Genomic DNA, 22165 nt, shown 5'->3' on the forward strand with positions numbered 1-22165 from the left:
GGTGTCGTTTATGAAAAAAGTACTTTGTATCATTTATCCTAATTTTTCTCTTTATGAGATAACCACTTTAACGAGTACTTTAGCTCTGTCTTTTGACATCACGATTGATTATGTGGCTTCAGATAATTCAATTGTTATTTCTGAAGATGGTTTGCCTTGCCAACCTACAAAAACATTGGATCAAGTACATATAGAAGAGTATTCTTGTGTCATTTTACCAGGAATGGCAAATATAGGGCCTGCTCTACAGGATGAAAAATTAAATTCGTTTTTGAAGGGACTTGATAAAAAGGAAATTCTAATTGCAGCCATTTCTTCAGCGCCCCTTTTATTGGCAAAAGCAGGTTTGTTGAATGATACGAAATTTACAGGTGGAATTTGGCAAAACTTCTTTGACTATTTTGAATTTCTTCCACGTGAAAATTTCCAACCCAAAGTTCTTGTGCAAGATAAAAATATCATTACGGCTATCGGTTTTGCACATCAAGAGTTTGCAAGAAAAGTGATTCTTAGTCTAGATTTGGCAGAAAATACTGACAACTATTTTAAAGAACAGAACGAATTTTCAGAAGAGGATTTGATTTTTACTCTATCGGACAAAGAGTTTGATGAAGTGAAGCAGAGTATAGAAAATACCCTCTAATGATTTACTTATAAACTATAGAAAGGAACAAGGGTGTTCGCAACTGAACACGGGTTCCAGAATTTCTTACTTAATTTGAAAGAAAGGACAAAGAGCATTCGAGAAATTGAACTCGAGCGGAAAGCTTGGAAATTAGATAAACCTCCTAAGAAATCAGGATTTCTTGTCGGTTTCCTAAATTTCAGTCGCTTTCTGTTCGCTCTTAGTATCTTGTATGAACAATACTGAATTTTATGATCGTCTGGGGGTGTCAAAAAACGCTTCGGCAGACGAGATCAAAAAGGCTTATCGTAAGCTTTCAAAAAAATATCACCCGGATATCAACAAGGAGCCTGGTGCTGAGGAAAAATACAAGGAAGTTCAAGAAGCCTATGAGACTTTGAGTGATGACCAAAAACGTGCAGCCTACGATCAATATGGTGCTGCTGGTGCTAATGGTGGCTTTGGTGGTGCAGGCGGTTTTGGTGGTTTCGACGGAGCAGGTGGCTTCGGTGGTTTTGAAGATATCTTCTCAAGTTTTTTCGGAGGAGGCGGAGCTTCGCGCAATCCAAACGCTCCTCGTCAAGGTGACGACCTCCAGTACCGTGTGAATTTGACTTTTGAAGAAGCCATCTTCGGAACGGAAAAAGAAGTTAAATACAATCGTGAAGCCAGCTGTCGTACCTGTAACGGATCTGGTGCTAAGCCAGGAACAAGTCCAGTCACCTGTGGACGCTGTCATGGTGCTGGTGTTATTAACGTCGATACGCAGACTCCTCTTGGTATGATGCGTCGCCAAGTAACCTGTGATGTCTGTCATGGTCGTGGAAAAGAAATCAAAGATCCATGTACTACATGTCACGGAACAGGTCATGAAAAGCAAGCTCATAGCGTACATGTAAAAATCCCTGCTGGTGTGGAAACTGGCCAACAAATCCGTCTAGCGGGTCAAGGTGAAGCAGGCTTTAATGGTGGACCTTACGGGGACTTGTACGTGGTGGTTTCTGTTGAAGCTAGTGATAAATTTGAACGTGAAGGAACAACCATTTTCTACAAGTTAAATCTTAATATTGTCCAAGCAGCTCTAGGAGATACTGTGGAAATTCCAACCGTGCATGGTGCTGTCGAATTGGTTATTCCAGAAGGCACTCAGACTGGCAAGAAATTCCGTCTACGTGGCAAGGGAGCACCGAGCCTTCGTGGTGGCGCTGTTGGGGACCAATACGTTACAGTTAATGTCGTGACTCCGACAGGTTTGAACGAACGCCAAAAAGCAGCGCTTAAAGAATTCGCAGCTGCAGGTGATTTGAAAGTCAATCCAAAGAAAAAAGGCTTCTTTGACCATATTAAAGATGCCTTTGAAGGAGAATAACGTAAAAAGAGCCGATTGGCTCTTTTTGTGTTATCTTTGAAAATTTAGCGTCGAAAAATCATTTTCTAGTTAGCCTATCATTTATACTTTTGCTTGAGCAAGCCAGCTGCATCCATCTCTTGGATGAGTTGCTTGATTTCCGCTTCTTTGCCTGGTTTAACGGTGACGGTATCAATGTGTTTGATCGCCGAATTATCCTGAATATCGACCAAGGTCAAAGCTTTTTCATAGAATGCGATTCCCTTTTTTAGACTTTCCTGATCATTCCAAAAGAGAATTGAGTAATTAGGGTCAAATTTCTTTCCGATTTCTTGGAGATACTTCTCGCTTTCTTTCTCTAAAAACTGCAATAAACCATGATTGAATAAATTGTCTTCTACTGAATGGTAGGAAATATCTCCTGTGTTTAGGACATAGACTTTGAGTCGGTTTTTGGTGAGTTTTGGACTTTCTTTTAGGACGGGGTGGCTATTGATAACCTCACCTGAGAAAGTAACATAAAAATTTAAGCCTCCACCTTCGAATTGATACCTCCCATTTGATTCTACTTTCTCAGGAGGGAGGTCAAGGGAGATAAAGATTTGTTTTAAGGCTTCATTCCCCTCACGGATGTCACTCGGTGAAGCCTTGAAAAGATTCATCAGTAGTAGAAATGCTAGGACCGCAAGAAGGCAGAGACAGCCACAAGGGATCGCAATGACCTTCGCTAGAACTTTAAAAAACTGTTTCATGTTCATTCCCTCCCTTTTCTGTTCGAATCTAGTAACCCAAAATGGAATTAAGGAAAGTTGGAGGCTTTCTTATTCTTGTTTTTCTTCTTGGAGGACCGCCATTCTGGTTTGGAAATCTTTTTCCAAGACTTTGAATTTATAGGTTAAATCTTTTTGGTATTCTTTGATGAGTTCTTTTTGTTGGTTGATAACTTGCAGGCTGTTTTGGATGATATCCAAATTATCCTTGATAGCTTCGACGCGGTCAGTTGTATCTAGCACTTCATCCTGAATGGCTTGGCGATTTTTCACGACAAAATAACTTCCAGCTGCAGCTCCTGCGAATAGCAGTAGATTTGATAGTTTCATGGCATCTCCTTAAGCGTTTTTAATGGTTTCAGCGACTTGGGCAAGTTTGTCAAAGTCAGGTTCGTGGGCGATAAAGTCAATCTTGAGGTCATCTTCTGCACCGTAGCGAGGTACGAGGTGCACGTGAGTATGAAAGACCGTTTGACCAGCAACTTCCTCACAGTTGGCGATGATATTCATACCAGCAGCCTTGGTAGCCTTCATGACTTTTTGAGCCACTGTTGGCACTTTGGCAAAGAGTCGGCTGGCACTTTCAGCATCCATTTCTAAAAGATTGCGATAGTGCTCTTTTGGTACAACGAGGGTGTGTCCAGGCGTTACTTGAGAAATATCAAGGAAGGCAAGAACCTGCTCATCTTCGTATACTTTTGAAGCAGGGATCTCCCCTGCGATGATCTTACAAAAAATGCAATCTGACATAAAATCCACCTCTACTGTATTGAATTTTGATATAATATAGCTACATTATACCAGATTCGGAGAAAATATGTTAGAAATTAAAAACCTGACAGGAGGCTATGTTCACGTTCCTGTCTTGAAAGATGTGTCCTTTACAGTTGAAAGTGGGCAGTTGGTTGGTTTGATTGGTCTTAACGGAGCGGGTAAATCAACGACGATTAATGAAATTATCGGTCTTTTGACGCCTTATAGTGGAGAGATTAAGATTAACGGTCTAACCCTGCGAAAAGATGCGACCAACTACCGCAAGCAGATTGGCTACATCCCGGAAACGCCTAGCTTGTATGAGGAATTGACTCTCAGAGAGCATATCGAAACAGTGGCTATGGCTTATGGTGTCGATCAGAAAGTGGCCTTTGATCGTGTGGAACCTTTGTTAAAAATGTTTCGTTTGGATCAAAAATTAGACTGGTTCCCAGTGCATTTCTCCAAAGGGATGAAGCAGAAGGTCATGATTATCTGTGCTTTTGTCGTAGATCCGAGCCTTTTCATCGTTGATGAGCCTTTCCTTGGGCTCGATCCGCTGGCCATTTCTGACTTGATTCAGCTTTTGGAAGTGGAAAAGCAAAAAGGCAAGTCCATTCTCATGAGTACCCATGTTTTGGATTCGGCGGAGAAGATGTGTGATGCCTTTGTTATTCTCCACAAGGGGGAGGTGCGGGCTCAGGGCAACCTCCAGCAACTCCGCGAGGCCTTTGACATGCCCGAGGCTAGCTTGAACGACATTTATTTGGCTCTAACCAAAGAGGGGGACCTATGAAAGACTTGTTTTTAAGGAGAAAGCAGGCTTTTCGTAAGGAGTGCGTCGGTTATCTGCGCTATGTTCTCAATGACCACTTTGTCTTATTCCTGCTTGTTCTCATCGGTTTTCTAGCCTACCAGTACAGTCAACTCTTGCAAGATTTTCCTGAAAATCATGGGTCCATCCTCTTGTTTTTGGGAATTGTATCTGCCTTGCTTTTGGCTTGGGGAGGAATCGCGACCTACATGGAAGTACCTGACAAGCTCTTTCTCTTAGTATCTGAAGAGGAGGTGAAGTCATACCTCAAAGGGCAGACGGTGCGTTCATTGGTTTTCTGGACAATTGTTCAAACCTTCTTTTTACTCTTATTTGCACCCTTGTTTTTAGCCATGGGCTATGGCTTGCTAGCCTTTCTCGTCTATGTGCTTTTACTGGGAGCAGCGAAGTACCTCCTCTTTCGACACAAAGCCAGCAAATTTTATACTGAGACTGGCCTCGACTGGGACTATGTCATTGCCCAAGAAAGCAAGCGCAAGCAAGTCTTGCTTCGTTTCTTTGCTCTCTTTACTCAGGTCAAGGGGGTTTCAAATAGTGTCAAACGTCGCGCTTATCTGGATTTTATCCTTAAAGCAGTTCAGAAAGTGCCGAGCAAGATTTGGCAAAACCTCTATCTTCGTTCTTATCTGCGAAATGGAGACCTCTTTGCCCTCAGTCTCCGCCTCTTACTCCTATCCTTGTTAGCTGTGATCTTCATCGAGCAGTCTTGGATCGCGACAGCAGTAGTAGTTTTATTTAACTATCTCCTGCTCTTTCAGTTACTGGCCCTCTATCATGCCTTTGACTACCAGTACTTGACTCAGCTCTTTCCACTAGAAAAAGGGGAGAAAGAGAAGGGATTGAAACAGATTGTGCTTGGTGTGGGAAGTGCAGTTCTTTTGCTGGAATTGCTAGTCGGAGCAGTGGTTTTTCAAGAAAAAATAGCCTTGTTGGCTCTTGTAGGGGCTAGTCTCTTCCTACAATTGTTTTATTTGCCTTACCAACTAAAAAGATTGGTTGACGAATAGACCAAAAACTAGTAGAATAGTAAGGAAACTTTATACGGAGGAAAGAAATGGACTTGGGTGATAATGAGCTAACGCTGACCCCTATCCCTGGGAAGAGCGGCAAAGCTTATATGGGAAGCTACCCTGATGGGAAGCGCGTCTTTGTAAAAATGAACACCTCTCCAATCCTACCTGGCCTAGCCAGAGAACAAATCGCTCCTCAATTACTATGGACTCGTCGTTTGCCAGATGGCCGTGATATGTGCGCTCAGGAATGGCTGACGGGCAAAATCTTGACCCCTTACGATATGAATCGCAAGCAGATTATCAATATCTTGAACCGCCTTCACCGCTCGCGTCCTTTGATGAAGCAGTTGAGCCGTTTGGGATACACCATGGAAACACCAGTTGATTTGCTACGTTCTTGGCAGCAAGGAGTTCCAGAAATCTTGAAGCAGAACCACTATTTGAACAGTGTGATTGCTGAGCTAGGTAAGACGGTTCCAGGTTTTAGGGAAGACCATGCAACGATTGTGCACGGGGATCTTCGTCATAGTAATTGGATTGAAACAGAGAGTGGACTCGTTTATCTAGTGGATTGGGATTCGGTTCGTCTGACGGATCGTATGTTTGATGTGGCGCATTTGCTATGCCACTACATTCCGGATCATCAGTGGCGCCAATGGTTGAGAGACTACGGCTATAAGTACAATAAGACAGTGTTAGATAAATTGTATTGGTATGGTCAGTATTCTTATTTGAACCAGATTGCCAAATACTGTGAAAATCAAGATTTAGACAATGTAAACCGGGAGATTTATGCCTTGCGCGTCTTCCGTGACAAGTATGGAAAGAAGAGATGAGAGTTAGAAATCGTAAAGGGGCGACAGAATTACTAGAGGCCAATCCTCAGTATGTGGTCCTCAATCCCTTGGAAGCTAAAGGGAAATGGCGAGACTTGTTTGGAAATGATCATCCTATTCATGTAGAGGTTGGAAGTGGGAAAGGGGCCTTCGTATCAGGAATGGCCAAGCAAAATCCTGACATCAACTACATTGGGATTGATATCCAAAAGTCGGTATTGAGTTATGCCTTGGATAAGGTATTAGAAGTTGGAGTGCCCAACATCAAGTTGCTGTGGGTAGATGGTTCAGATCTGACCGACTACTTTGAAGACGGTGAGATTGATCGTCTCTACCTAAACTTTTCAGATCCCTGGCCTAAAAAACGCCATGAAAAACGTCGTTTGACTTACAAGAGTTTCTTGGATACCTTCAAGCGCATCTTGCCGGAGAATGGGGAAATCCATTTCAAGACAGATAACCGTGGCTTGTTTGAGTACAGTCTAGTGAGCTTTTCTCAGTATGGGATGAAACTAAATGGTGTTTGGCTAGACTTGCATGCCAGTGATTTTGAAGGCAATGTCATGACAGAGTATGAGCAAAAATTCTCCAGCAAAGGTCAAGTGATCTACCGAGTTGAAGCAGAATTTTAAGAACTAGCTTGAAAACCAGCTAGTTGAGTGCTAATGCTTTACATAAATTGACAAACGTGCTATACTGATAGTAAGAATATGAGAAAGAGAGGCGGGGAAATATCTTCGCCTCTTGCTTATGAGGAGGTGGACGCAATCGCAACAATCGTAGAATTAGTCAGAGAAGTTGTAGAACCTGTCATCCAAGCACCTTTCGAGCTCGTGGATATCGAGTATGGAAAGATTGGCAGTGACATGATTCTCAGTATTTTTGTAGATAAACCCGAAGGAATTACCTTGAACGACACGGCAGACCTGACAGAAATCATCAGTCCTGTCCTAGACACTATCAAGCCCGATCCCTTCCCAGAACAATATTTCCTAGAAATCACCAGTCCAGGTTTGGAACGTCCTTTGAAAACCAAGGATGCCGTCGCTGGAGCAGTTGGGAAATACATCCATGTCGGGCTCTACCAAGCCATTGATAAGCAAAAGGTCTTTGAAGGAACCTTGGTATCCTTTGAAGGGGATGAGTTGACTATGGAGTATATGGACAAGACACGTAAGAAAACCGTCCAAATTCCATACAGTTTAGTATCAAAAGCACGTTTAGCAGTAAAACTATAGAAAAGAAAGGATAGCTTTTGAGGATTCAAAAGTAAAAAGAACATGAGTAAAGAAATGCTAGAGGCCTTCCGCATTTTGGAAGAAGACAAGGGAATCAAAAAAGAAGACATCATCGACGCAGTAGTAGAGTCGCTTCGTTCCGCTTATCGCAGACGCTATGGTCAATCTGACAGCGTAGCCATTGACTTCAATGAAAAAACGGGTGACTTTACAGTTTATACTGTCCGTGAAGTTGTTGATGAAGTATTTGATAGCCGTTTGGAAATTAGCTTGAAAGATGCCCTTGCCATTAATTCAGCCTATGAGCTTGGTGACAAAATCAAGTTTGAAGAAGCACCAGCTGAGTTTGGTCGTGTAGCAGCCCAATCTGCTAAACAAACCATCATGGAAAAAATGCGCAAGCAAACACGTGCCATCACTTATAATACATACAAAGAACATGAACAAGAAATCATGTCTGGTACAGTAGAACGCTTTGACAACCGCTTCATCTATGTCAACCTTGGTAGCATCGAAGCCCAATTGTCAAAACAGGACCAAATCCCTGGAGAAGTTTTTGCTTCCCATGACCGTATCGAAGTCTACGTTTACAAGGTTGAAGACAATCCTCGTGGTGTCAACGTATTTGTTAGCCGTAGCCATCCAGAAATGATCAAACGTTTGATGGAGCAAGAAATTCCAGAAGTGTATGATGGAACTGTCGAAATCATGAGCGTAGCCCGCGAAGCTGGTGACCGTACGAAAGTTGCCGTTCGTAGCCACAATCCAAACGTGGACGCTATCGGGACAATCGTTGGACGTGGTGGTGCCAATATCAAGAAAATCACCAGCAAATTCCACCCAGCTCGTTACGATGCTAAGAGCGACCGCATGATTCCTGTCGAAGAAAACATCGACGTTATCGAGTGGGTAGCGGATCCAGCTGAGTTTATCTACAATGCCATCGCACCTGCAGAGGTTGACCAAGTTATCTTTGATGAAAATGACAGCAAACGTGCCTTGGTCGTTGTACCTGATAACAAGCTTTCTCTTGCCATCGGTCGTCGTGGACAAAATGTTCGCTTAGCAGCTCACTTGACAGGTTACCGTATCGATATCAAGTCAGCCAGTGAGTTTGAAGCTATGGAAGAAGCAGGTCAAGTGGATTACGCAGATGCGGATGAATTGACAGAAGAATAAAAGTTGCTAGAGGAGGGAAAGATGAAAACAAGAAAAATCCCTTTGCGCAAGTCTGTTGTGTCCAACGAAGTGATTGATAAACGTGATTTACTCCGCATTGTCAAGAACAAAGAAGGACAGGTCTTTATCGATCCGACAGGCAAGGCCAATGGCCGTGGCGCTTATATCAAGCTAGACAATACAGAAGCCCTAGAGGCAAAAAAGAAGAAAGTCTTTAACCGCAGCTTTAACATGGAAGTGGAAGAAAGCTTTTATGACGAGTTGATCGCTTATGTGGATCACAAAGTGAAAAGAAGAGAGTTAGGACTTGAATAAGCAAAAGATAAGCAATCTCTTGGGACTTGCTCAACGAGCAGGCCGGATCATATCGGGTGAGGAATTGGTGGTCAAGGCCATTCAAGACCAGAAAGCTAAGCTAGTCTTTCTAGCCCATGATGCTGGCCCTAATCTAACCAAGAAGATTCAAGATAAAAGTGACTATTATCAAGTAGAAGTTATAACCGTGTTTTCAACACTGGAATTAAGCATAGCAGTCGGGAAACCGAGAAAGGTTTTGGCTGTGACAGATGCTGGATTTACAAAGAAAATGAGGTCTCTTATGGAATAGAAGAGGAGGACATGATTTGTCTAAGAAAAGATTGTACGAAATCGCAAAAGAACTTGGAAAAGAAAGTAAAGAAGTTGTAGCGCGTGCAAAAGAGTTGGGCTTGGATGTGAAAAGCCACTCATCGAGCGTGGAAGCTGCTGCTGCTGAACAAATCGCGGCTAGCTTTAAACCTGCACCTGCTCCTAAGGCAGAAGCAAAACCTGCAGCACCAAAAGCAAGTGTAGAAAAGAAAGCAGAAAAGTCTGTATCAGCTAAACCAGTAGCCGCTAAGGAAGAAAGCAAATCAGCTACACCTGCAGCTCCTAAAGAAGAAAAAGTAGTGGCCGCAAGACCACAGAGTCGAAACTTCAAGGCGGAGCGTGAGGCGCGTGCCAAAGAGCAGGCAGAGCGACGCAAACAAAACAAGGGCAACAACCGTGACCAACAACAAAACGGCAACCGTCAGAAAAATGACGGCCGTAATGGTGGAAAACCTGGTCAAGGAAACCGCGACAATCGCCGATTTAACGACCAAGGGAAAAAACCACAAGGTCAAGGGAATCGTGGCAATGATCGCCGTCAGCAACAAGACTTCCAGCCAAAACAAGCTGGACCACGTGTTGACTTTAAAGCCCGTGCAGCAGCCCTAAAAGCAGAGCAAAATGCAGAGTACGCACGCTCAAGCGAGGAGCGCTTCAAACAATCGCAAGCTGCCAAAGAAGCCTTGGCTCAAGCTAACAAACGCAAGGAGCCAGAGGAAATCTTTGAAGAAGCTGCTAAGCTAGCTGAACAAACGCAGCCAGCTGTAACAGTAGCTCCTGTAGCGAAAGAAGCGCCAGTGGATACACGTCGTAAAAAACAAGCTCGACCAGACAAAGAACGTGACGATTATGATCACGAAGAAGATGGTCCTAGAAAACAACAAAAGAATCGAAGTAGTCAGAATCAAGTGAGAAATCAAAGAAATAGTAACTGGAATAACAATAAGAAAAATAAAAAAGGGAACAAGCAAAACAGCCGTAACCAGACTCCAAAACCTGTTACAGAGCGTAAGTTCCATGAATTGCCAACAGAATTTGAGTATACAGATGGTATGACTGTTGCGGAAATCGCAAAACGTATCAAACGTGAACCAGCAGAAATCGTTAAGAAACTCTTTATGATGGGTGTCATGGCCACACAAAACCAATCCTTGGATGGAGAAACAATTGAACTCCTCATGGTGGATTACGGTATCGAAGCCAAACAAAAGGTTGAAGTGGATAATGCCGACATCGAACGTTTCTTTGTCGAAGATGGCTATCTTAACGAAGATGAATTGGTTGAGCGTCCACCAGTTGTAACCATCATGGGACACGTTGACCATGGTAAAACAACCCTTCTAGATACCCTTCGTAACTCTCGTGTTGCAACAGGAGAAGCAGGTGGTATCACTCAGCATATCGGTGCCTACCAAATCGTTGAAAATGGCAAGAAGATTACCTTCCTTGATACACCTGGACACGCGGCCTTTACATCGATGCGTGCGCGTGGTGCTTCTGTTACCGATATTACTATCTTGGTCGTAGCGGCAGATGACGGGGTTATGCCTCAGACTATCGAAGCCATCAACCACTCAAAAGCAGCCAACGTTCCAATCATCGTAGCCATCAACAAAATTGATAAACCAGGTGCCAACCCAGAACGCGTTATCGGTGAATTGGCAGAGCATGGTGTCATGTCAACAGCTTGGGGTGGAGATTCTGAGTTTGTCGAAATTTCAGCTAAGTTCAACCAAAATATCGATGAACTCTTGGAAACGGTCCTTCTTGTGGCTGAAATCCAAGAACTCAAGGCAGATCCAACAGTGCGTGCTATCGGTACGGTTATCGAAGCTCGTTTGGATAAAGGGAAAGGTGCGGTCGCAACCCTTCTTGTGCAACAAGGTACTCTGAATGTGCAAGACCCTATCGTTGTCGGAAATACCTTTGGTCGTGTCCGTGCTATGACCAATGACCTTGGTCGTCGTGTTAAGGTTGCTGGACCATCAACGCCCGTTTCTATCACAGGTTTGAACGAAGCACCAATGGCGGGTGACCACTTTGCCGTTTACGAAGATGAAAAATCTGCGCGTGCGGCCGGTGAAGAACGTGCAAAACGTGCCCTTATGAAGCAACGTCAAGCTACTCAACGTGTCAGCCTTGAAAACCTCTTTGATACGCTTAAAGCTGGTGAGCTTAAGTCAGTTAATGTTATCATCAAGGCCGACGTACAAGGTTCTGTTGAAGCCCTTTCTGCCTCACTTCAAAAGATCGATGTAGAAGGTGTGAAAGTTACTATCGTTCACTCGGCAGTCGGTGCTATCAACGAATCTGACGTGACTCTTGCGGAAGCTTCAAATGCCTTTATCGTTGGTTTCAACGTACGTCCTACACCACAAGCTCGTCAACAAGCAGATGCTGACGATGTCGAAATCCGTCTCCACAGCATTATCTACAAGGTTATCGAAGAGATGGAAGAAGCTATGAAAGGGATGTTGGATCCTGAATTTGAAGAAAAAATCATCGGTGAAGCTCTTATCCGTGAAACCTTCAAGGTGTCTAAAGTGGGAACTATCGGTGGATTTATGGTTATCAACGGTAAGGTTACCCGTGATTCTAAAGTCCGTGTAATCCGTGACGGTGTTGTTATCTATGACGGTGAACTCGCAAGCTTGAAACACTACAAAGACGACGTGAAAGAAGTTACGAACGGTCGTGAAGGTGGATTGATGATTGAGGGCTACAATGATATCAAGATGGATGATGTGATTGAGGCTTATATCATGGAAGAGATTAAGAGATAAGATTTTTGCTCCTTTCTAGGTGGTGAGGGATGCAAGCAAACCGATGGTTTCATTGCTTATTTTTGAGCCTAGAGTCTCAAAAATCCCCTGTGATGGGACTGATAAATTAGTCCCATCACTTTCACCACAGCGAAAGAAGCGGATGAGTTCAAATTGAACTTCGTTTCAATTTGAGCTGAAAATCAATAAATTTAAAAATAGCTAGGTCTGCTGGCCTAGCTTTTGGTTCAAAGTAGAGAAAGGAATATCATGGCAAATCATTTCCGTACGGATCGTGTGGGCATGGAAATCAAGCGTGAAGTCAATGAGATTTTGCAAAAGAAAGTCCGTGATCCGCGTGTCCAAGGTGTGACCATCACAGATGTTCAGATGCTAGGTGACTTGTCTGTTGCCAAGGTTTACTACACCATTTTGAGTAACCTTGCTTCGGATAATCAAAAAGCTCAAATCGGGCTTGAAAAAGCAACTGGTACCATCAAACGTGAACTTGGTCGCAATTTGAAATTGTACAAAATCCCAGATTTGACCTTCGTCAAAGACGAATCCATTGAATACGGAAACAAGATTGACGAGATGCTACGCAATCTGGATAAGAACTAAAAAAGAGGGGAAACCCTCTTTTTTCTTGTCAGAGTAGTCCATCAGCTAATCATCAATATGTTGCCTTTGTAAAAGGCAGTTTAAAAAATTTGTAAATTTCAAATAGTATGATATGATAAAGCTTGATATGAATGAAAAACGGAGAAACATATGGCTAAACAAGATATAGCTATGCAAGTACTGCAACAAGTGGTGAAATTACCCGTGGTCAAAGTTGATCGAGAGAAATTTTTAGTAGAAAAGTTTTCAAAGGAATTAGACCGTAAGGATATTGCAACCTTATTAGAACAAGGGCCGACTTCTTTGTTACCTCAGGAAAGCTTGGACCGAGTGGCAAAGGCCTGTATTAAGGACAATGTATTGCTGGCCAGCGGCACTTCGGTATTGGCAGGTCTACCTGGAGGTCTTGCCATGGCGATCACCATTCCAACAGATGTAGCCCAGTTTTACGCTTTCTCATTAAAACTAGCTCAGGAACTAGGGTATATTTACGGATTTGATGATCTTTGGGCATCGCGCAATGAGTTAAGCGAGGAAGCTAAAAACACACTCCTACTGTATCTCGGTGTGATGCTGGGAGTAAATGGTGCAGGTGCTCTGCTTCGATCAGGTGGTGTGACAGTAGCCAAGCAAGTCATAAAAGTAGTGAACAAGAAAGCTTTGACAAAGACGCTCTGGTATCCTATTTTAGAGAAAATTTTGAAAATTTTTGGTGTTAATCTGACAAAAGGAGGCCTAGCCAAAGGGATGGGGAAAGTGATCCCTATCCTAGGTGGAGTCATTTCTGGTGGCTTAACCTTTGCGACCATGAAACCGATGGGAGAAAGATTGCAACAGGAATTGTCCAAGCTAGTCAACTACAATGAAGTGCAATATCAAAGAGACGTTGATACTATTCGAAAAGAGGTCGAAATCATCGAAGGAGAGTAATATGGGATTCATTAAAATTCTAGCCAAGACTTACGGGAATTACTTTTTTACAATGCAAGGTTTAAAAGTGATGAAAACAATGAAAAAAGACGACAATGCTCTAGTAGGTTTCGGGAAAGTACTGCTTGCTGACAAGTTGATGGATGTAGCCCAGTGGCTCGCAAAACCAGATGATAAGGAATAACTTGAAATGAAAGAAACTAGCAGGAACTCTTCTGCTAGTTTTTTAATCTCTTCCCATATGGTATAATATAAGCAGTAAAATCATTTTATACTCTTCGAAAATCTCTTCAAACCACGTCAGCTTCACCTTGCTGTAGGTATGGTTACTGACTTCGTCAGTTCTATCCACAACCTCAAAACACTGTTTTGAGCAACCTGTGGCTAGCTTCCTAGTTTGCTCTTTGATTTTCATTGAGTATTAGAACATACATGGAGGTCGTCATGGATAATATCATCGATGTGTCAATTCCCGTTGCAGAAGTGGTGGATAAGCATCCAGAAGTCTTGGAAATCCTAGTAGAGCTGGGTTTTAAACCACTTGCTAACCCCTTGATGCGCAACACAGTCGGTCGCAAAGTATCGCTCAAACAGGGTTCTAAACTTGAAGGAACTCCTATGGACAAGATTGTCCGCACGCTAGAAGCGAACGGCTATGAAGTGATTGGATTAGACTAATGGCAGATGAACGGATTCATATCCTACGGGATATTTTGTTAGAATTGCACAATGGTGCCTCTCCTGAGTCAGTTCAGGAGCGTTTTGATGCGACTTTTACAGGTGTGTCAGCCATCGAGATTTCCCTCATGGAGCACGAGCTGATGAACTCAGACTCAGGTGTCACCTTTGAAGATGTCATGGAGCTCTGTGATGTCCATGCCAATCTTTTTAAAAATGCAGTAAAGGGCGTCGAAGTAGAGGATACCGAACACCCTGGACACCCAGTTCGCGTCTTCAAGGATGAAAATCTGGCTCTCCGTGCAGCCTTGATTCGCATTCGGAGATTGTTAGATACCTATGAGTCTATGGAAGATGAGGAAATGCTGGCAGAGATGCGTAAGGGTTTGGTTCGTCAAATGGGGCTGTTGGGCCAATTTGATCTCCACTACCAGCGCAAGGAAGAGCTCTTTTTCCCCATCATGGAGCGTTATGGACACGATTCACCTCCAAAAGTTATGTGGGGAGTGGATGATCAGATCAGAGAACTCTTTCAGACAGCTCTAGCGACGGCTAAGGCACTACCAGAAGTGGCGATTAACACTGTAAAGGAGGCCTTTGAAGCTTTTGCGACAGAGTTTGAAAGTATGATTTTCAAGGAAGAGTCCATCCTACTCATGATTCTCCTTGAGTCTTTCACCCAGGATGACTGGATTCAGATTGCGGAGGAGAGCGATGCCTACGGCTATGCCATCATCCGTCCGTCAGAGAAATGGGTGCCAGAACGTCAGAGTTTCGTTGAGGAAAAGAGCGCAGAGGAGCCCGTGCAGCTAGACACGGCTGAAGGTCAAGTTCAGCAAGTCATCAATACGCCTGAAGGCCAGTTTACCATTACCTTTACCCCTAAGGAAAAGGAAGCGGTGCTGGACCGCCATAGTCAACAGGCTTTTGGCAATGGCTATCTCTCAGTAGAGCAGGCCAACCTCATCCTCAATCACCTTCCTATGGAGATCACCTTTGTCAATAAAGACGATATTTTCCAGTATTACAATGACAATGCGCCAGCTGATGAGATGATTTTCAAACGGACGCCGTCCCAAGTCGGGCGCAATGTAGAACTCTGCCATCCGCCTAAGTACCTAGAAAAGGTGAAGGCCGTTATGCAAGGTCTTCGTGAAGGGGTCAAGGACAAGTATGAAATGTGGTTCAAGTCAGAGTCGCGAGGCAAGTTTGTCCACATCACCTATGCTGCGGTACACGATGAGAACGGAGAATTTCAAGGCGTGCTAGAGTATGTTCAGGACATCCAGCCCTATCGTGAGATTGATACGGACTACTTCCGTGGATTAGAATAAGGAGAATCAATGAGTTACGAACAAGAATTTATGAAGGAATTTGAGGCCTGGGTTAATACCCAGATCATGATCAACGACATGGCGCACAAGGAAAGTCAAAAAGTCTACGAAGAAGACCAAGACGAACGTGCCAAAGATGCTATGATTCGCTACGAGAGCCGCTTGGATGCTTATCAGTTCTTGCTTGGTAAGTTTGAAAACTTCAAAGCAGGCAAGGGATTTCATGATCTGCCAGAAGGCTTATTTGGTGAGCGAAACTATTAAAATTCAGATACTTTCTTGATTTTTTGCCAAAATCTTGATAGAATATCTTTATTAAATCCTTGTCAGAGCAGGGATTTTTTATTGAAAGGATTTTATCATGTCAAAGAAACTCCAACGTAAAAAACAATTGCGAAATAGCCTTCGTCGTTCAGGTGCATTTTCAAATGCTGTAAACAAGGTTGTCGAAGAAACAAAAAAAGTTGTGAAGCATGCTGAAAAAGCTGCAAATGAGGCAGGAAAAGCAGTCTCTAAGCAAGTAGAAAAAGCTGTAGAAGCAACTAAAGAGCAAGCCCACAAGCTTACAACTTCTGTTGAAGATTTCGCAGCTGACCTAGGTGGACTTCCACTTAATCGTGCTAAAACTTTCTATGATGAAGGTATCAAGTCGGCTGCTGACTTTAAAAATTGGACTGAAAAAGAACTCCTTGCCTTGAAAGGAATCGGCCCAGCTACCATTAAGAAATTAAAAGAACATGGAATCAGCTTCAAGTAATTTTTCTTGACCCTTGCATTTCCGAGAAAAACTTGCTACAATAGAGCCATTAGAGGTGTTTTGAATCCCACATTTTACAGAAAGTGGCGGTGCTGAGAAGTCCACAAATGTGTCAAAACTGGTTGCTGATGATGAAAAATGAAATAAAAGTGTCTTTGTATATCCTTCAAAGACAAGAGTTGCGGGCATCTCTGCCCGAAATTGGGTGGTACCGCGGATAACATATTCGTCCCTGTCATGTAGATGGCAGGGGCATTTTTTTATGGGAAGCGAGGTAGGAAGATGGAGCAAGCACAATTACCAGAACGATTAAAAACCGATCGGCTCGTCTTACGAGTCCGTACAATAGCTGATGCCGAGGATATTCATGCCTATGCTAGTCTGCCAGAAGTTTCCTACCCAGCAGGCTTTCCGCCCGTCAAGACCTTGGAAGATGAGATTTATTATCTGGAGCATATTCTGCCCGAGCGTAATGAAAAAAACAATCTCCCAGCGGGCTATGGAATTGTCGTTAAAGGGACCGATACTATCATCGGCTCTGTTGATTTCCCTCGTCGTCACGAGGATGATGTCTTGGAGATTGGCTATATCTTACATCCAGACTATTGGGGTCTAGGTTATGTTCCAGAAGCAGCGCGTGCCTTGATTGACTTAGCTTTTAAAGAATTGAATCTGCATAAGATTGAACTGACTTGTTTTGGCTACAATGTCCAAAGTCAACGAGCTGCAGAGAAACTTGGCTTTACCTTAGAATCTCGCATAAGAGACCGCAAAGATGCCCAAGGCAACCGCTGTGATGATTTGAGATATGGCTTGCTGAGGAGTGAGTGGGAGAGTGAAAACTGTTAGTTGAACTGTTCGAGAAAATCGAACAGTTGGGATGTATTGAAGAATTTCGAAAGCGAGGTGAGAGGATTGGAAACAAGCCAGATTATTACTCTAATTAGTGGAGTAGGAATAGGGGCTATCTTGAGTGCGATTTTAGTGTTTGTTAATAATAGTAAAAGAAATCAACTTGATTATATTACTAAAGAACGCTCTGAATGGAGAAAAAACATAAAGTTGATAATTGTTGATTTGCTAAATGGAGAAAATAGGGAATCTGCAGTAAATAGTCTTAGAACACAAATCAATCCATACGGCTATTGTAGAAATATTAAATATACTAATGAGTATTACATGAAAGATGGACATATTTGGGACCTTTTAAATGATTTTGATTACTCAGAAGAAAAATCGCAAATACTCAGTCAGTATCTAAGGTTACTCTTTAAATATGATTGGGAACGTTCAAAAAATGAGGTTAGAATTAATAATAATTTCTTATGGAATTTTTTAAGATGGGGATTGATAATTCTAAACTTAATAATGTTATTTTGGGCGGGAAATGTGAATAATGAAGTAAATATGTATTTATCATTATTTTCAGTTATTCTTTTATTTTTACAACCGCACCTAATAGAATTTCTATCTAAACTCAATTTTGATTCGCCTAAAGAAAAGACTATTTTAATATTAACCTTTTTAGTAGGATTTGTATCACCTTATCTTTATTCACTTTATTTAACATTTATTTTATTAAATTTTTATAATCTATTTAAATTGAATTTTCTGGTAAATATCTTCCCGTTAATTTTGATGTTAATTATAATTTCTTCCGAACTTTTGCTTATTTATCAAATTTTTAATATAAACTATAAATATATTTCTCAAATAAAAAAGATAGAAAAAAATAGGACTGATTTAGAGTTAAAATATTACGAAATTTATAATTTAAACTCTAGATTGAAACAAAAATCATGGGATATAAAGTATAATATAACAAAAGAAGATGTTAATAAACTAAAAAAAGAACAGATAAAATTACGCAAGAAAATAAATAAGAAACTAAACAAGAAATTAAAAAGAAACTAATTATTAAGGAGAACACACATGTCTAAAGAACTTTCACCTAAATACAATCCAGCCGAGGTTGAGGCTGGTCGTTACCAAAAATGGCTTGATGCCGATGTTTTCAAGCCTTCAGGAGATCAAAAGGCTAAGCCTTATTCAATCGTCATTCCACCACCAAACGTAACTGGGAAACTCCACCTTGGTCACGCTTGGGATACGACGCTTCAGGATATCATCATCCGTCAAAAACGCATGCAAGGCTTCGATACACTTTGGCTTCCAGGTATGGACCACGCGGGGATTGCCACTCAGGCTAAGGTTGAGGAGCGCTTGCGTGGTGAGGGCATTAGCCGTTACGATCTTGGTCGTGAGAAATTCCTCGAGAAAGTCTGGGAATGGAAAGACGAATATGCTACTACTATCAAGGAACAATGGGGCAAGATGGGGCTCTCTGTAGACTATTCTCGCGAGCGTTTCACGCTTGACGAAGGTTTGTCAAAAGCGGTTCGAAAGGTCTTTGTGGACCTTTACAAGAAAGGCTGGATCTACCGTGGTGAGTTTATCATCAACTGGGACCCAGCGGCTCGCACAGCCCTTTCTGATATCGAGGTGATTCACAAGGATGTCGAAGGTGCCTTCTACCACATGAACTACATGCTAGAAGACGGTTCACGTGCCCTTGAAGTTGCGACAACTCGTCCGGAGACCATGTTTGGGGACGTTGCTGTTGCGGTTAATCCAGTAGACCCACGCTACAAGGACTTGATTGGTAAACACGTCATCCTTCCAATCGCTAATAAATTGATTCCAATCGTTGGAGACGAGCATGCAGATCCTGAGTTTGGTACGGGTGTCGTGAAAATCACGCCTGCCCATGATCCAAACGACTTCTTAGTTGGTCAACGCCACAACTTGCCACAAGTCAATGTCATGAACGATGACGGAACCATGAACGACTTGGCCTTCGAATTTGCAGGTATGGATCGTTTCGAAGCTCGTAAGGCAGTCGTTGCTAAGTTGGAAGAAATCGGTGCCCTTGTTAAAATCGAAAAACGTGTCCACAGTGTTGGTCACTCAGAGCGTACAGGTGTGGTGGTTGAACCACGCTTGTCTACGCAATGGTTCGTCAAGATGGACCAATTGGCTAAAAATGCCATTGCCAACCAAGACACAGAGGACAAGGTAGAATTCTACCCACCCCGTTTTAACGATACCTTCCTCCAATGGATGGAAAATGTCCACGACTGGGTAATCTCACGTCAGCTCTGGTGGGGTCACCAAATCCCTGCTTGGTACAATGCTGAGGGTGAAATGTACGTCGGCGAAGAAGCACCTGAAGGTGACGGATGGACTCAGGACGAAGACGTCTTGGATACTTGGTTCAGTTCGGCCCTTTGGCCATTCTCAACCATGGGCTGGCCTGATGTCGACTCAGAAGACTTCAAACGTTACTTCCCAACTTCAACCTTGGTAACAGGTTACGACATCATCTTCTTCTGGGTGTCTCGTATGATCTTCCAATCCTTGGAATTCACTGGCCGTCAGCCATTCCAAAACGTTCTGATTCACGGTCTCATTCGTGACGAGCAAGGACGCAAGATGTCTAAATCTCTCGGCAATGGGATTGACCCGATGGATGTTATCGAGAAATACGGTGCCGATGCCCTTCGTTGGTTCCTTTCAAACGGTTCTGCACCAGGGCAAGACGTGCGCTTCTCTTACGAGAAAATGGATGCTTCATGGAACTTCATTAACAAGATTTGGAACATCTCTCGCTACATCCTCATGAATAATGAAGGTTTGACCCTTGAGCAAGCAACTGCTAATGTCGAAAAAGTGGTTAACAAGGAAGCTGGAAATGTCACAGACCGCTGGATTCTCCACAACCTCAATGAAACGATCGGAAAAGTCACTGAAAACTTTGACAAGTTTGAGTTTGGTGTTGCTGGACACATCCTCTACAACTTCATCTGGGATGAGTTTGCGGACTGGTATGTTGAGTTGACCAAGGAAGTCCTTTATAGCGATAACGAAGAAGAGAAAGTTATCACACGTTCTGTTCTCCTTTACACATTGGACAAGATCCTTCGTCTCCTTCACCCAATCATGCCATTCGTGACAGAGGAAATCTTTGGACAAATCTCAGAAGGCTCTATCGTGACAGCAGAATACCCAACTGTCAACCCAGCCTTTGAAGACCTTGCTGCCCACACTGGTGTGGAAAGCCTTAAAGATTTGATCCGTGCTGTTCGCAATGCGCGTGCGGAAGTAAACGTTGCACCAAGCAAGCCAATCACCATCCTTGTGAAAACAAGCGATAGCGACTTAGAAGCCTTCTTTAACAGCAATGTCAACTACATCAAACGCTTCACAAATCCAGAACACTTGGAAATCGCATCAACCATCCCTGCACCTGAACTCGCTATGTCAAGCGTCATCACAGGAGCAGAAATCTACTTGCCACTGGCAGATCTCCTCAATGTCGAAGAAGAACTCGCTCGTCTCGACAAGGAACTGGCTAAATGGCAAAAAGAACTGGACATGGTAGGCAAGAAACTCTCTAACGAACGCTTCGTAGCCAATGCCAAACCAGAAGTCGTCCAAAAAGAACGCGACAAGCAAGCCGACTACCAAGCGAAATACGATGCGACTGTAGCACGTATTGATGAGATGAAGAAGTTGGTGAAATAAACACAGAAACACGGTGATAAACCGTGTTTTTTACTTTAATTTGTGATAAAATTGTAATAATAAATTTTAATGACTGAAAGAGAATTCATGAGATATATAGATTTATTTGCAGGTTCCGGTGGTTTATCCTTAGGGCTTTATAATGCTGGGTTGCATGGAATATTTGCAGTTGAAAAAAATAAAGATGCTTTTAGTACTTTAAAATACAATTTAATTGAAAGAAAAAATCATTTTTCATGGCCGAATTGGCTTGAAATGAAAAATTGGGATATAAACGAACTTATAGAAATTCATAGCGGGGAACTTGCTGAATTAAACGGTTCTGTTGATTTAGTTGTAGGTGGTCCACCATGTCAAGGATTTTCCATGGCTGGAAAGAGAAAAAATAATGATATCAGAAATCAATTAATGCATTCGTATATTGAGTTTATCAAATTAGTTCAACCTACTATGTTATTTTTTGAAAATGTTCAAGGATTTACTGTAGGTTTTAAGGATCATAAGGATAAACAAAAATATTCTGATATTCTTGTTTCGGAATTACATGAATTAGGATATAACTTAGACTATAAAATTGTTACTATGTCAGAATACGGTGTTCCTCAAAATAGGAAACGGTTCATTCTATTTGCATCAAAAAATGGGGCCTATGAGATATTTTTTGACGAATTATTGAAAAATAAAGCTTGTTTCTTGAGGGATAGAGGACTAAAAATACCAATTACAATTTCTCAAGCTATTAATGATTTGAAAAAAAGTCATGGAGAAGTTGATAGTAAAGACACTAAGGCATTTAAAAATGGGAAGTATGGTCGAGCAACTTCAGCATATCAAAAATTAATGAGAAATAACATTGAACGAGGCGCTTTCCCCGATAGTCATCGATTCGCGAAACATAAAAGTGAAACAATAGATTTATTTAAACGTTTAATGACTGCTTCCGAAAAAAGTATACGAATTACACCATCTATGAATCTGGTTGAAGGTTTAAAGAAGCGTGGAGTCACTCCTTTAAAGAAAAATTCCATTTGTAATACGATTACTTCCATTCCAGATGATTATATACATTATGATGAACCTAGGATAATGACAGTTAGAGAACACGCTAGAATCCAAAGTTTTCCGGACAATTATGAATTCAAAGGACCGTATACTACGGGGGGTGAACGACGAAAAACGGATGTTCCTCGATATACTCAAGTCGCTAACGCAGTACCGCCTTTGTTTGCGGAACAAGTTGGACTTACTTTGCTGAAGATTATTAGGGAGTAATTT

25 protein-coding genes are annotated in these 22165 nt (G+C 42.3%); 22 read left to right on the forward strand and 3 right to left on the reverse strand.

The genetic code is table 11. The features are described 5' to 3' along the window. Nucleotides 1–10 precede the first annotated feature (10 nt). A complete protein-coding gene (locus tag CO686_RS01140) occupies nucleotides 11–643 on the forward strand; it encodes a DJ-1/PfpI family protein (protein ID WP_000756344.1) in 633 nt (210 codons plus the stop codon). Nucleotides 644–857: 214 nt separating this feature from the next. Then, nucleotides 858–1994: a molecular chaperone DnaJ gene (dnaJ, locus tag CO686_RS01150; RefSeq protein ID WP_049500972.1), complete on the forward strand. Its 1137-nt coding sequence runs from the start codon at nucleotides 858–860 to the stop codon at nucleotides 1992–1994. Between the two features lie 77 nt (nucleotides 1995–2071). Here dnaJ and CO686_RS01155 read toward each other — a convergent pair whose 3' ends face one another. The 3 genes from CO686_RS01155 to CO686_RS01165 form a co-directional block, all read right to left on the reverse strand. Beyond that, nucleotides 2072–2725 (reverse strand): hypothetical protein, encoded by a 654-nt coding sequence (locus tag CO686_RS01155; RefSeq protein ID WP_049520672.1) that lies wholly within the window; start codon nucleotides 2723–2725, stop codon nucleotides 2072–2074. 69 nt (nucleotides 2726–2794) lie between these two features. Then, on the reverse strand, nucleotides 2795–3073 hold the full coding sequence (locus CO686_RS01160) for a hypothetical protein (protein WP_049520671.1): 279 nt from the start codon (nucleotides 3071–3073) through the stop codon (nucleotides 2795–2797). 9 nt (nucleotides 3074–3082) lie between these two features. Next, nucleotides 3083–3493 carry an HIT family protein gene (locus CO686_RS01165; protein ID WP_049520670.1) on the reverse strand — a complete coding sequence of 137 codons (411 nt, stop codon included), beginning with the start codon at nucleotides 3491–3493 and terminating at the stop codon, nucleotides 3083–3085. A 67-nt stretch (nucleotides 3494–3560) separates the two neighbouring features. Between CO686_RS01165 and CO686_RS01170 the strand changes: the two genes are divergently transcribed. The 20 genes from CO686_RS01170 to CO686_RS01270 all read left to right on the forward strand — a co-directional run bounded on the left by CO686_RS01170 (nucleotide 3561) and on the right by CO686_RS01270 (nucleotide 22162). Then, the gene (locus tag CO686_RS01170; RefSeq protein ID WP_049550485.1) at nucleotides 3561–4292 is read left to right on the forward strand and encodes an ABC transporter ATP-binding protein; all 732 of its coding nucleotides are present in this window, start codon (nucleotides 3561–3563) and stop codon (nucleotides 4290–4292) included. After that, entirely contained in the window at nucleotides 4289–5338 is a 1050-nt protein-coding gene (locus CO686_RS01175) for an ABC transporter permease (RefSeq protein WP_049550484.1), read from the forward strand. Before CO686_RS01170 ends, CO686_RS01175 begins: the two co-directional genes overlap by 4 nt. 47 nt (nucleotides 5339–5385) lie before the next feature. Then, complete coding sequence (gene ccrZ / locus CO686_RS01180) at nucleotides 5386–6180, forward strand: cell cycle regulator CcrZ (protein WP_049550483.1); 795 nt, start codon at nucleotides 5386–5388, stop codon at nucleotides 6178–6180. Beyond that, entirely contained in the window at nucleotides 6177–6812 is a 636-nt protein-coding gene (gene trmB, locus CO686_RS01185) for a tRNA (guanosine(46)-N7)-methyltransferase TrmB (RefSeq protein WP_001266088.1), read from the forward strand. The genes ccrZ and trmB overlap by 4 nt, the downstream gene beginning before the upstream one ends. Before the next feature lie 126 nt (nucleotides 6813–6938). Next, a complete protein-coding gene (rimP, locus tag CO686_RS01190) occupies nucleotides 6939–7418 on the forward strand; it encodes a ribosome maturation factor RimP (RefSeq protein ID WP_000338696.1) in 480 nt (159 codons plus the stop codon). Between the two features lie 42 nt (nucleotides 7419–7460). Beyond that, nucleotides 7461–8597: a transcription termination factor NusA gene (gene nusA, locus CO686_RS01195; protein ID WP_049550482.1), complete on the forward strand. Its 1137-nt coding sequence runs from the start codon at nucleotides 7461–7463 to the stop codon at nucleotides 8595–8597. A 21-nt stretch (nucleotides 8598–8618) separates the two neighbouring features. Beyond that, entirely contained in the window at nucleotides 8619–8912 is a 294-nt protein-coding gene (gene rnpM, locus CO686_RS01200; RefSeq protein WP_000857568.1) for an RNase P modulator RnpM, read from the forward strand. After that, complete coding sequence (locus CO686_RS01205; RefSeq protein WP_001041395.1) at nucleotides 8905–9204, forward strand: YlxQ-related RNA-binding protein; 300 nt, start codon at nucleotides 8905–8907, stop codon at nucleotides 9202–9204. The genes rnpM and CO686_RS01205 overlap by 8 nt, the downstream gene beginning before the upstream one ends. Before the next feature lie 16 nt (nucleotides 9205–9220). After that, complete coding sequence (infB, locus tag CO686_RS01210) at nucleotides 9221–12007, forward strand: translation initiation factor IF-2 (protein WP_049550481.1); 2787 nt, start codon at nucleotides 9221–9223, stop codon at nucleotides 12005–12007. 249 nt (nucleotides 12008–12256) lie between these two features. Then, a complete protein-coding gene (rbfA, locus tag CO686_RS01215; protein ID WP_001273601.1) occupies nucleotides 12257–12607 on the forward strand; it encodes a 30S ribosome-binding factor RbfA in 351 nt (116 codons plus the stop codon). 150 nt (nucleotides 12608–12757) lie between these two features. Beyond that, nucleotides 12758–13537 carry a hypothetical protein gene (locus CO686_RS01220; RefSeq protein WP_049550480.1) on the forward strand — a complete coding sequence of 260 codons (780 nt, stop codon included), beginning with the start codon at nucleotides 12758–12760 and terminating at the stop codon, nucleotides 13535–13537. Nucleotide 13538: 1 nt separating this feature from the next. Further along, nucleotides 13539–13721: a hypothetical protein gene (locus CO686_RS01225; RefSeq protein ID WP_096753412.1), complete on the forward strand. Its 183-nt coding sequence runs from the start codon at nucleotides 13539–13541 to the stop codon at nucleotides 13719–13721. A 260-nt stretch (nucleotides 13722–13981) separates the two neighbouring features. Beyond that, nucleotides 13982–14215, forward strand: coding sequence for a DUF1858 domain-containing protein (locus CO686_RS01235; protein ID WP_000368739.1), 234 nt, complete (start codon nucleotides 13982–13984; stop codon nucleotides 14213–14215). Then, entirely contained in the window at nucleotides 14215–15549 is a 1335-nt protein-coding gene (locus CO686_RS01240; RefSeq protein WP_096753413.1) for a DUF438 domain-containing protein, read from the forward strand. Before CO686_RS01235 ends, CO686_RS01240 begins: the two co-directional genes overlap by 1 nt. Before the next feature lie 9 nt (nucleotides 15550–15558). After that, nucleotides 15559–15813, forward strand: a complete 255-nt coding sequence (locus CO686_RS01245) for a DUF1912 family protein (protein ID WP_000119707.1) — start codon at nucleotides 15559–15561, stop codon at nucleotides 15811–15813. 97 nt (nucleotides 15814–15910) lie between these two features. Beyond that, nucleotides 15911–16306 (forward strand): helix-hairpin-helix domain-containing protein, encoded by a 396-nt coding sequence (locus CO686_RS01250; protein ID WP_096753414.1) that lies wholly within the window; start codon nucleotides 15911–15913, stop codon nucleotides 16304–16306. A gap of 282 nt (nucleotides 16307–16588) precedes the next feature. After that, nucleotides 16589–17155: a GNAT family N-acetyltransferase gene (locus CO686_RS01255; RefSeq protein ID WP_096753415.1), complete on the forward strand. Its 567-nt coding sequence runs from the start codon at nucleotides 16589–16591 to the stop codon at nucleotides 17153–17155. A 57-nt stretch (nucleotides 17156–17212) separates the two neighbouring features. Then, nucleotides 17213–18220, forward strand: a complete 1008-nt coding sequence (locus CO686_RS01260; RefSeq protein ID WP_371590252.1) for a hypothetical protein — start codon at nucleotides 17213–17215, stop codon at nucleotides 18218–18220. Between the two features lie 18 nt (nucleotides 18221–18238). After that, nucleotides 18239–20890 carry a valine--tRNA ligase gene (locus CO686_RS01265; protein WP_096753417.1) on the forward strand — a complete coding sequence of 884 codons (2652 nt, stop codon included), beginning with the start codon at nucleotides 18239–18241 and terminating at the stop codon, nucleotides 20888–20890. An 87-nt stretch (nucleotides 20891–20977) separates the two neighbouring features. Then, nucleotides 20978–22162, forward strand: a complete 1185-nt coding sequence (locus CO686_RS01270) for a DNA cytosine methyltransferase (protein WP_096753418.1) — start codon at nucleotides 20978–20980, stop codon at nucleotides 22160–22162. The last annotated feature ends 3 nt before the right edge of the window (nucleotides 22163–22165 follow it).

It is taken from the genome of Streptococcus oralis (assembly GCF_002386345.1).
In the GTDB taxonomy this organism is placed as follows: domain Bacteria; phylum Bacillota; class Bacilli; order Lactobacillales; family Streptococcaceae; genus Streptococcus; species Streptococcus oralis_S.

Coding starts and splice junctions, on each gene's coding strand:
- CO686_RS01140 (WP_000756344.1), top strand. CDS start 11: ATGAAAAAAGTACTTTGTATCATTTATCCTAATTTTTCTCTTTATGAG.
- dnaJ (WP_049500972.1), top strand. CDS start 858: ATGAACAATACTGAATTTTATGATCGTCTGGGGGTGTCAAAAAACGCT.
- CO686_RS01155 (WP_049520672.1), bottom strand. CDS start 2,725: ATGAAACAGTTTTTTAAAGTTCTAGCGAAGGTCATTGCGATCCCTTGT.
- CO686_RS01160 (WP_049520671.1), bottom strand. CDS start 3,073: ATGAAACTATCAAATCTACTGCTATTCGCAGGAGCTGCAGCTGGAAGT.
- CO686_RS01165 (WP_049520670.1), bottom strand. CDS start 3,493: ATGTCAGATTGCATTTTTTGTAAGATCATCGCAGGGGAGATCCCTGCT.
- CO686_RS01170 (WP_049550485.1), top strand. CDS start 3,561: ATGTTAGAAATTAAAAACCTGACAGGAGGCTATGTTCACGTTCCTGTC.
- CO686_RS01175 (WP_049550484.1), top strand. CDS start 4,289: ATGAAAGACTTGTTTTTAAGGAGAAAGCAGGCTTTTCGTAAGGAGTGC.
- ccrZ (WP_049550483.1), top strand. CDS start 5,386: ATGGACTTGGGTGATAATGAGCTAACGCTGACCCCTATCCCTGGGAAG.
- trmB (WP_001266088.1), top strand. CDS start 6,177: ATGAGAGTTAGAAATCGTAAAGGGGCGACAGAATTACTAGAGGCCAAT.
- nusA (WP_049550482.1), top strand. CDS start 7,461: ATGAGTAAAGAAATGCTAGAGGCCTTCCGCATTTTGGAAGAAGACAAG.
- rnpM (WP_000857568.1), top strand. CDS start 8,619: ATGAAAACAAGAAAAATCCCTTTGCGCAAGTCTGTTGTGTCCAACGAA.
- rbfA (WP_001273601.1), top strand. CDS start 12,257: ATGGCAAATCATTTCCGTACGGATCGTGTGGGCATGGAAATCAAGCGT.
- CO686_RS01220 (WP_049550480.1), top strand. CDS start 12,758: ATGGCTAAACAAGATATAGCTATGCAAGTACTGCAACAAGTGGTGAAA.
- CO686_RS01225 (WP_096753412.1), top strand. CDS start 13,539: ATGGGATTCATTAAAATTCTAGCCAAGACTTACGGGAATTACTTTTTT.
- CO686_RS01235 (WP_000368739.1), top strand. CDS start 13,982: ATGGATAATATCATCGATGTGTCAATTCCCGTTGCAGAAGTGGTGGAT.
- CO686_RS01240 (WP_096753413.1), top strand. CDS start 14,215: ATGGCAGATGAACGGATTCATATCCTACGGGATATTTTGTTAGAATTG.
- CO686_RS01245 (WP_000119707.1), top strand. CDS start 15,559: ATGAGTTACGAACAAGAATTTATGAAGGAATTTGAGGCCTGGGTTAAT.
- CO686_RS01250 (WP_096753414.1), top strand. CDS start 15,911: ATGTCAAAGAAACTCCAACGTAAAAAACAATTGCGAAATAGCCTTCGT.
- CO686_RS01255 (WP_096753415.1), top strand. CDS start 16,589: ATGGAGCAAGCACAATTACCAGAACGATTAAAAACCGATCGGCTCGTC.
- CO686_RS01265 (WP_096753417.1), top strand. CDS start 18,239: ATGTCTAAAGAACTTTCACCTAAATACAATCCAGCCGAGGTTGAGGCT.
- CO686_RS01270 (WP_096753418.1), top strand. CDS start 20,978: ATGAGATATATAGATTTATTTGCAGGTTCCGGTGGTTTATCCTTAGGG.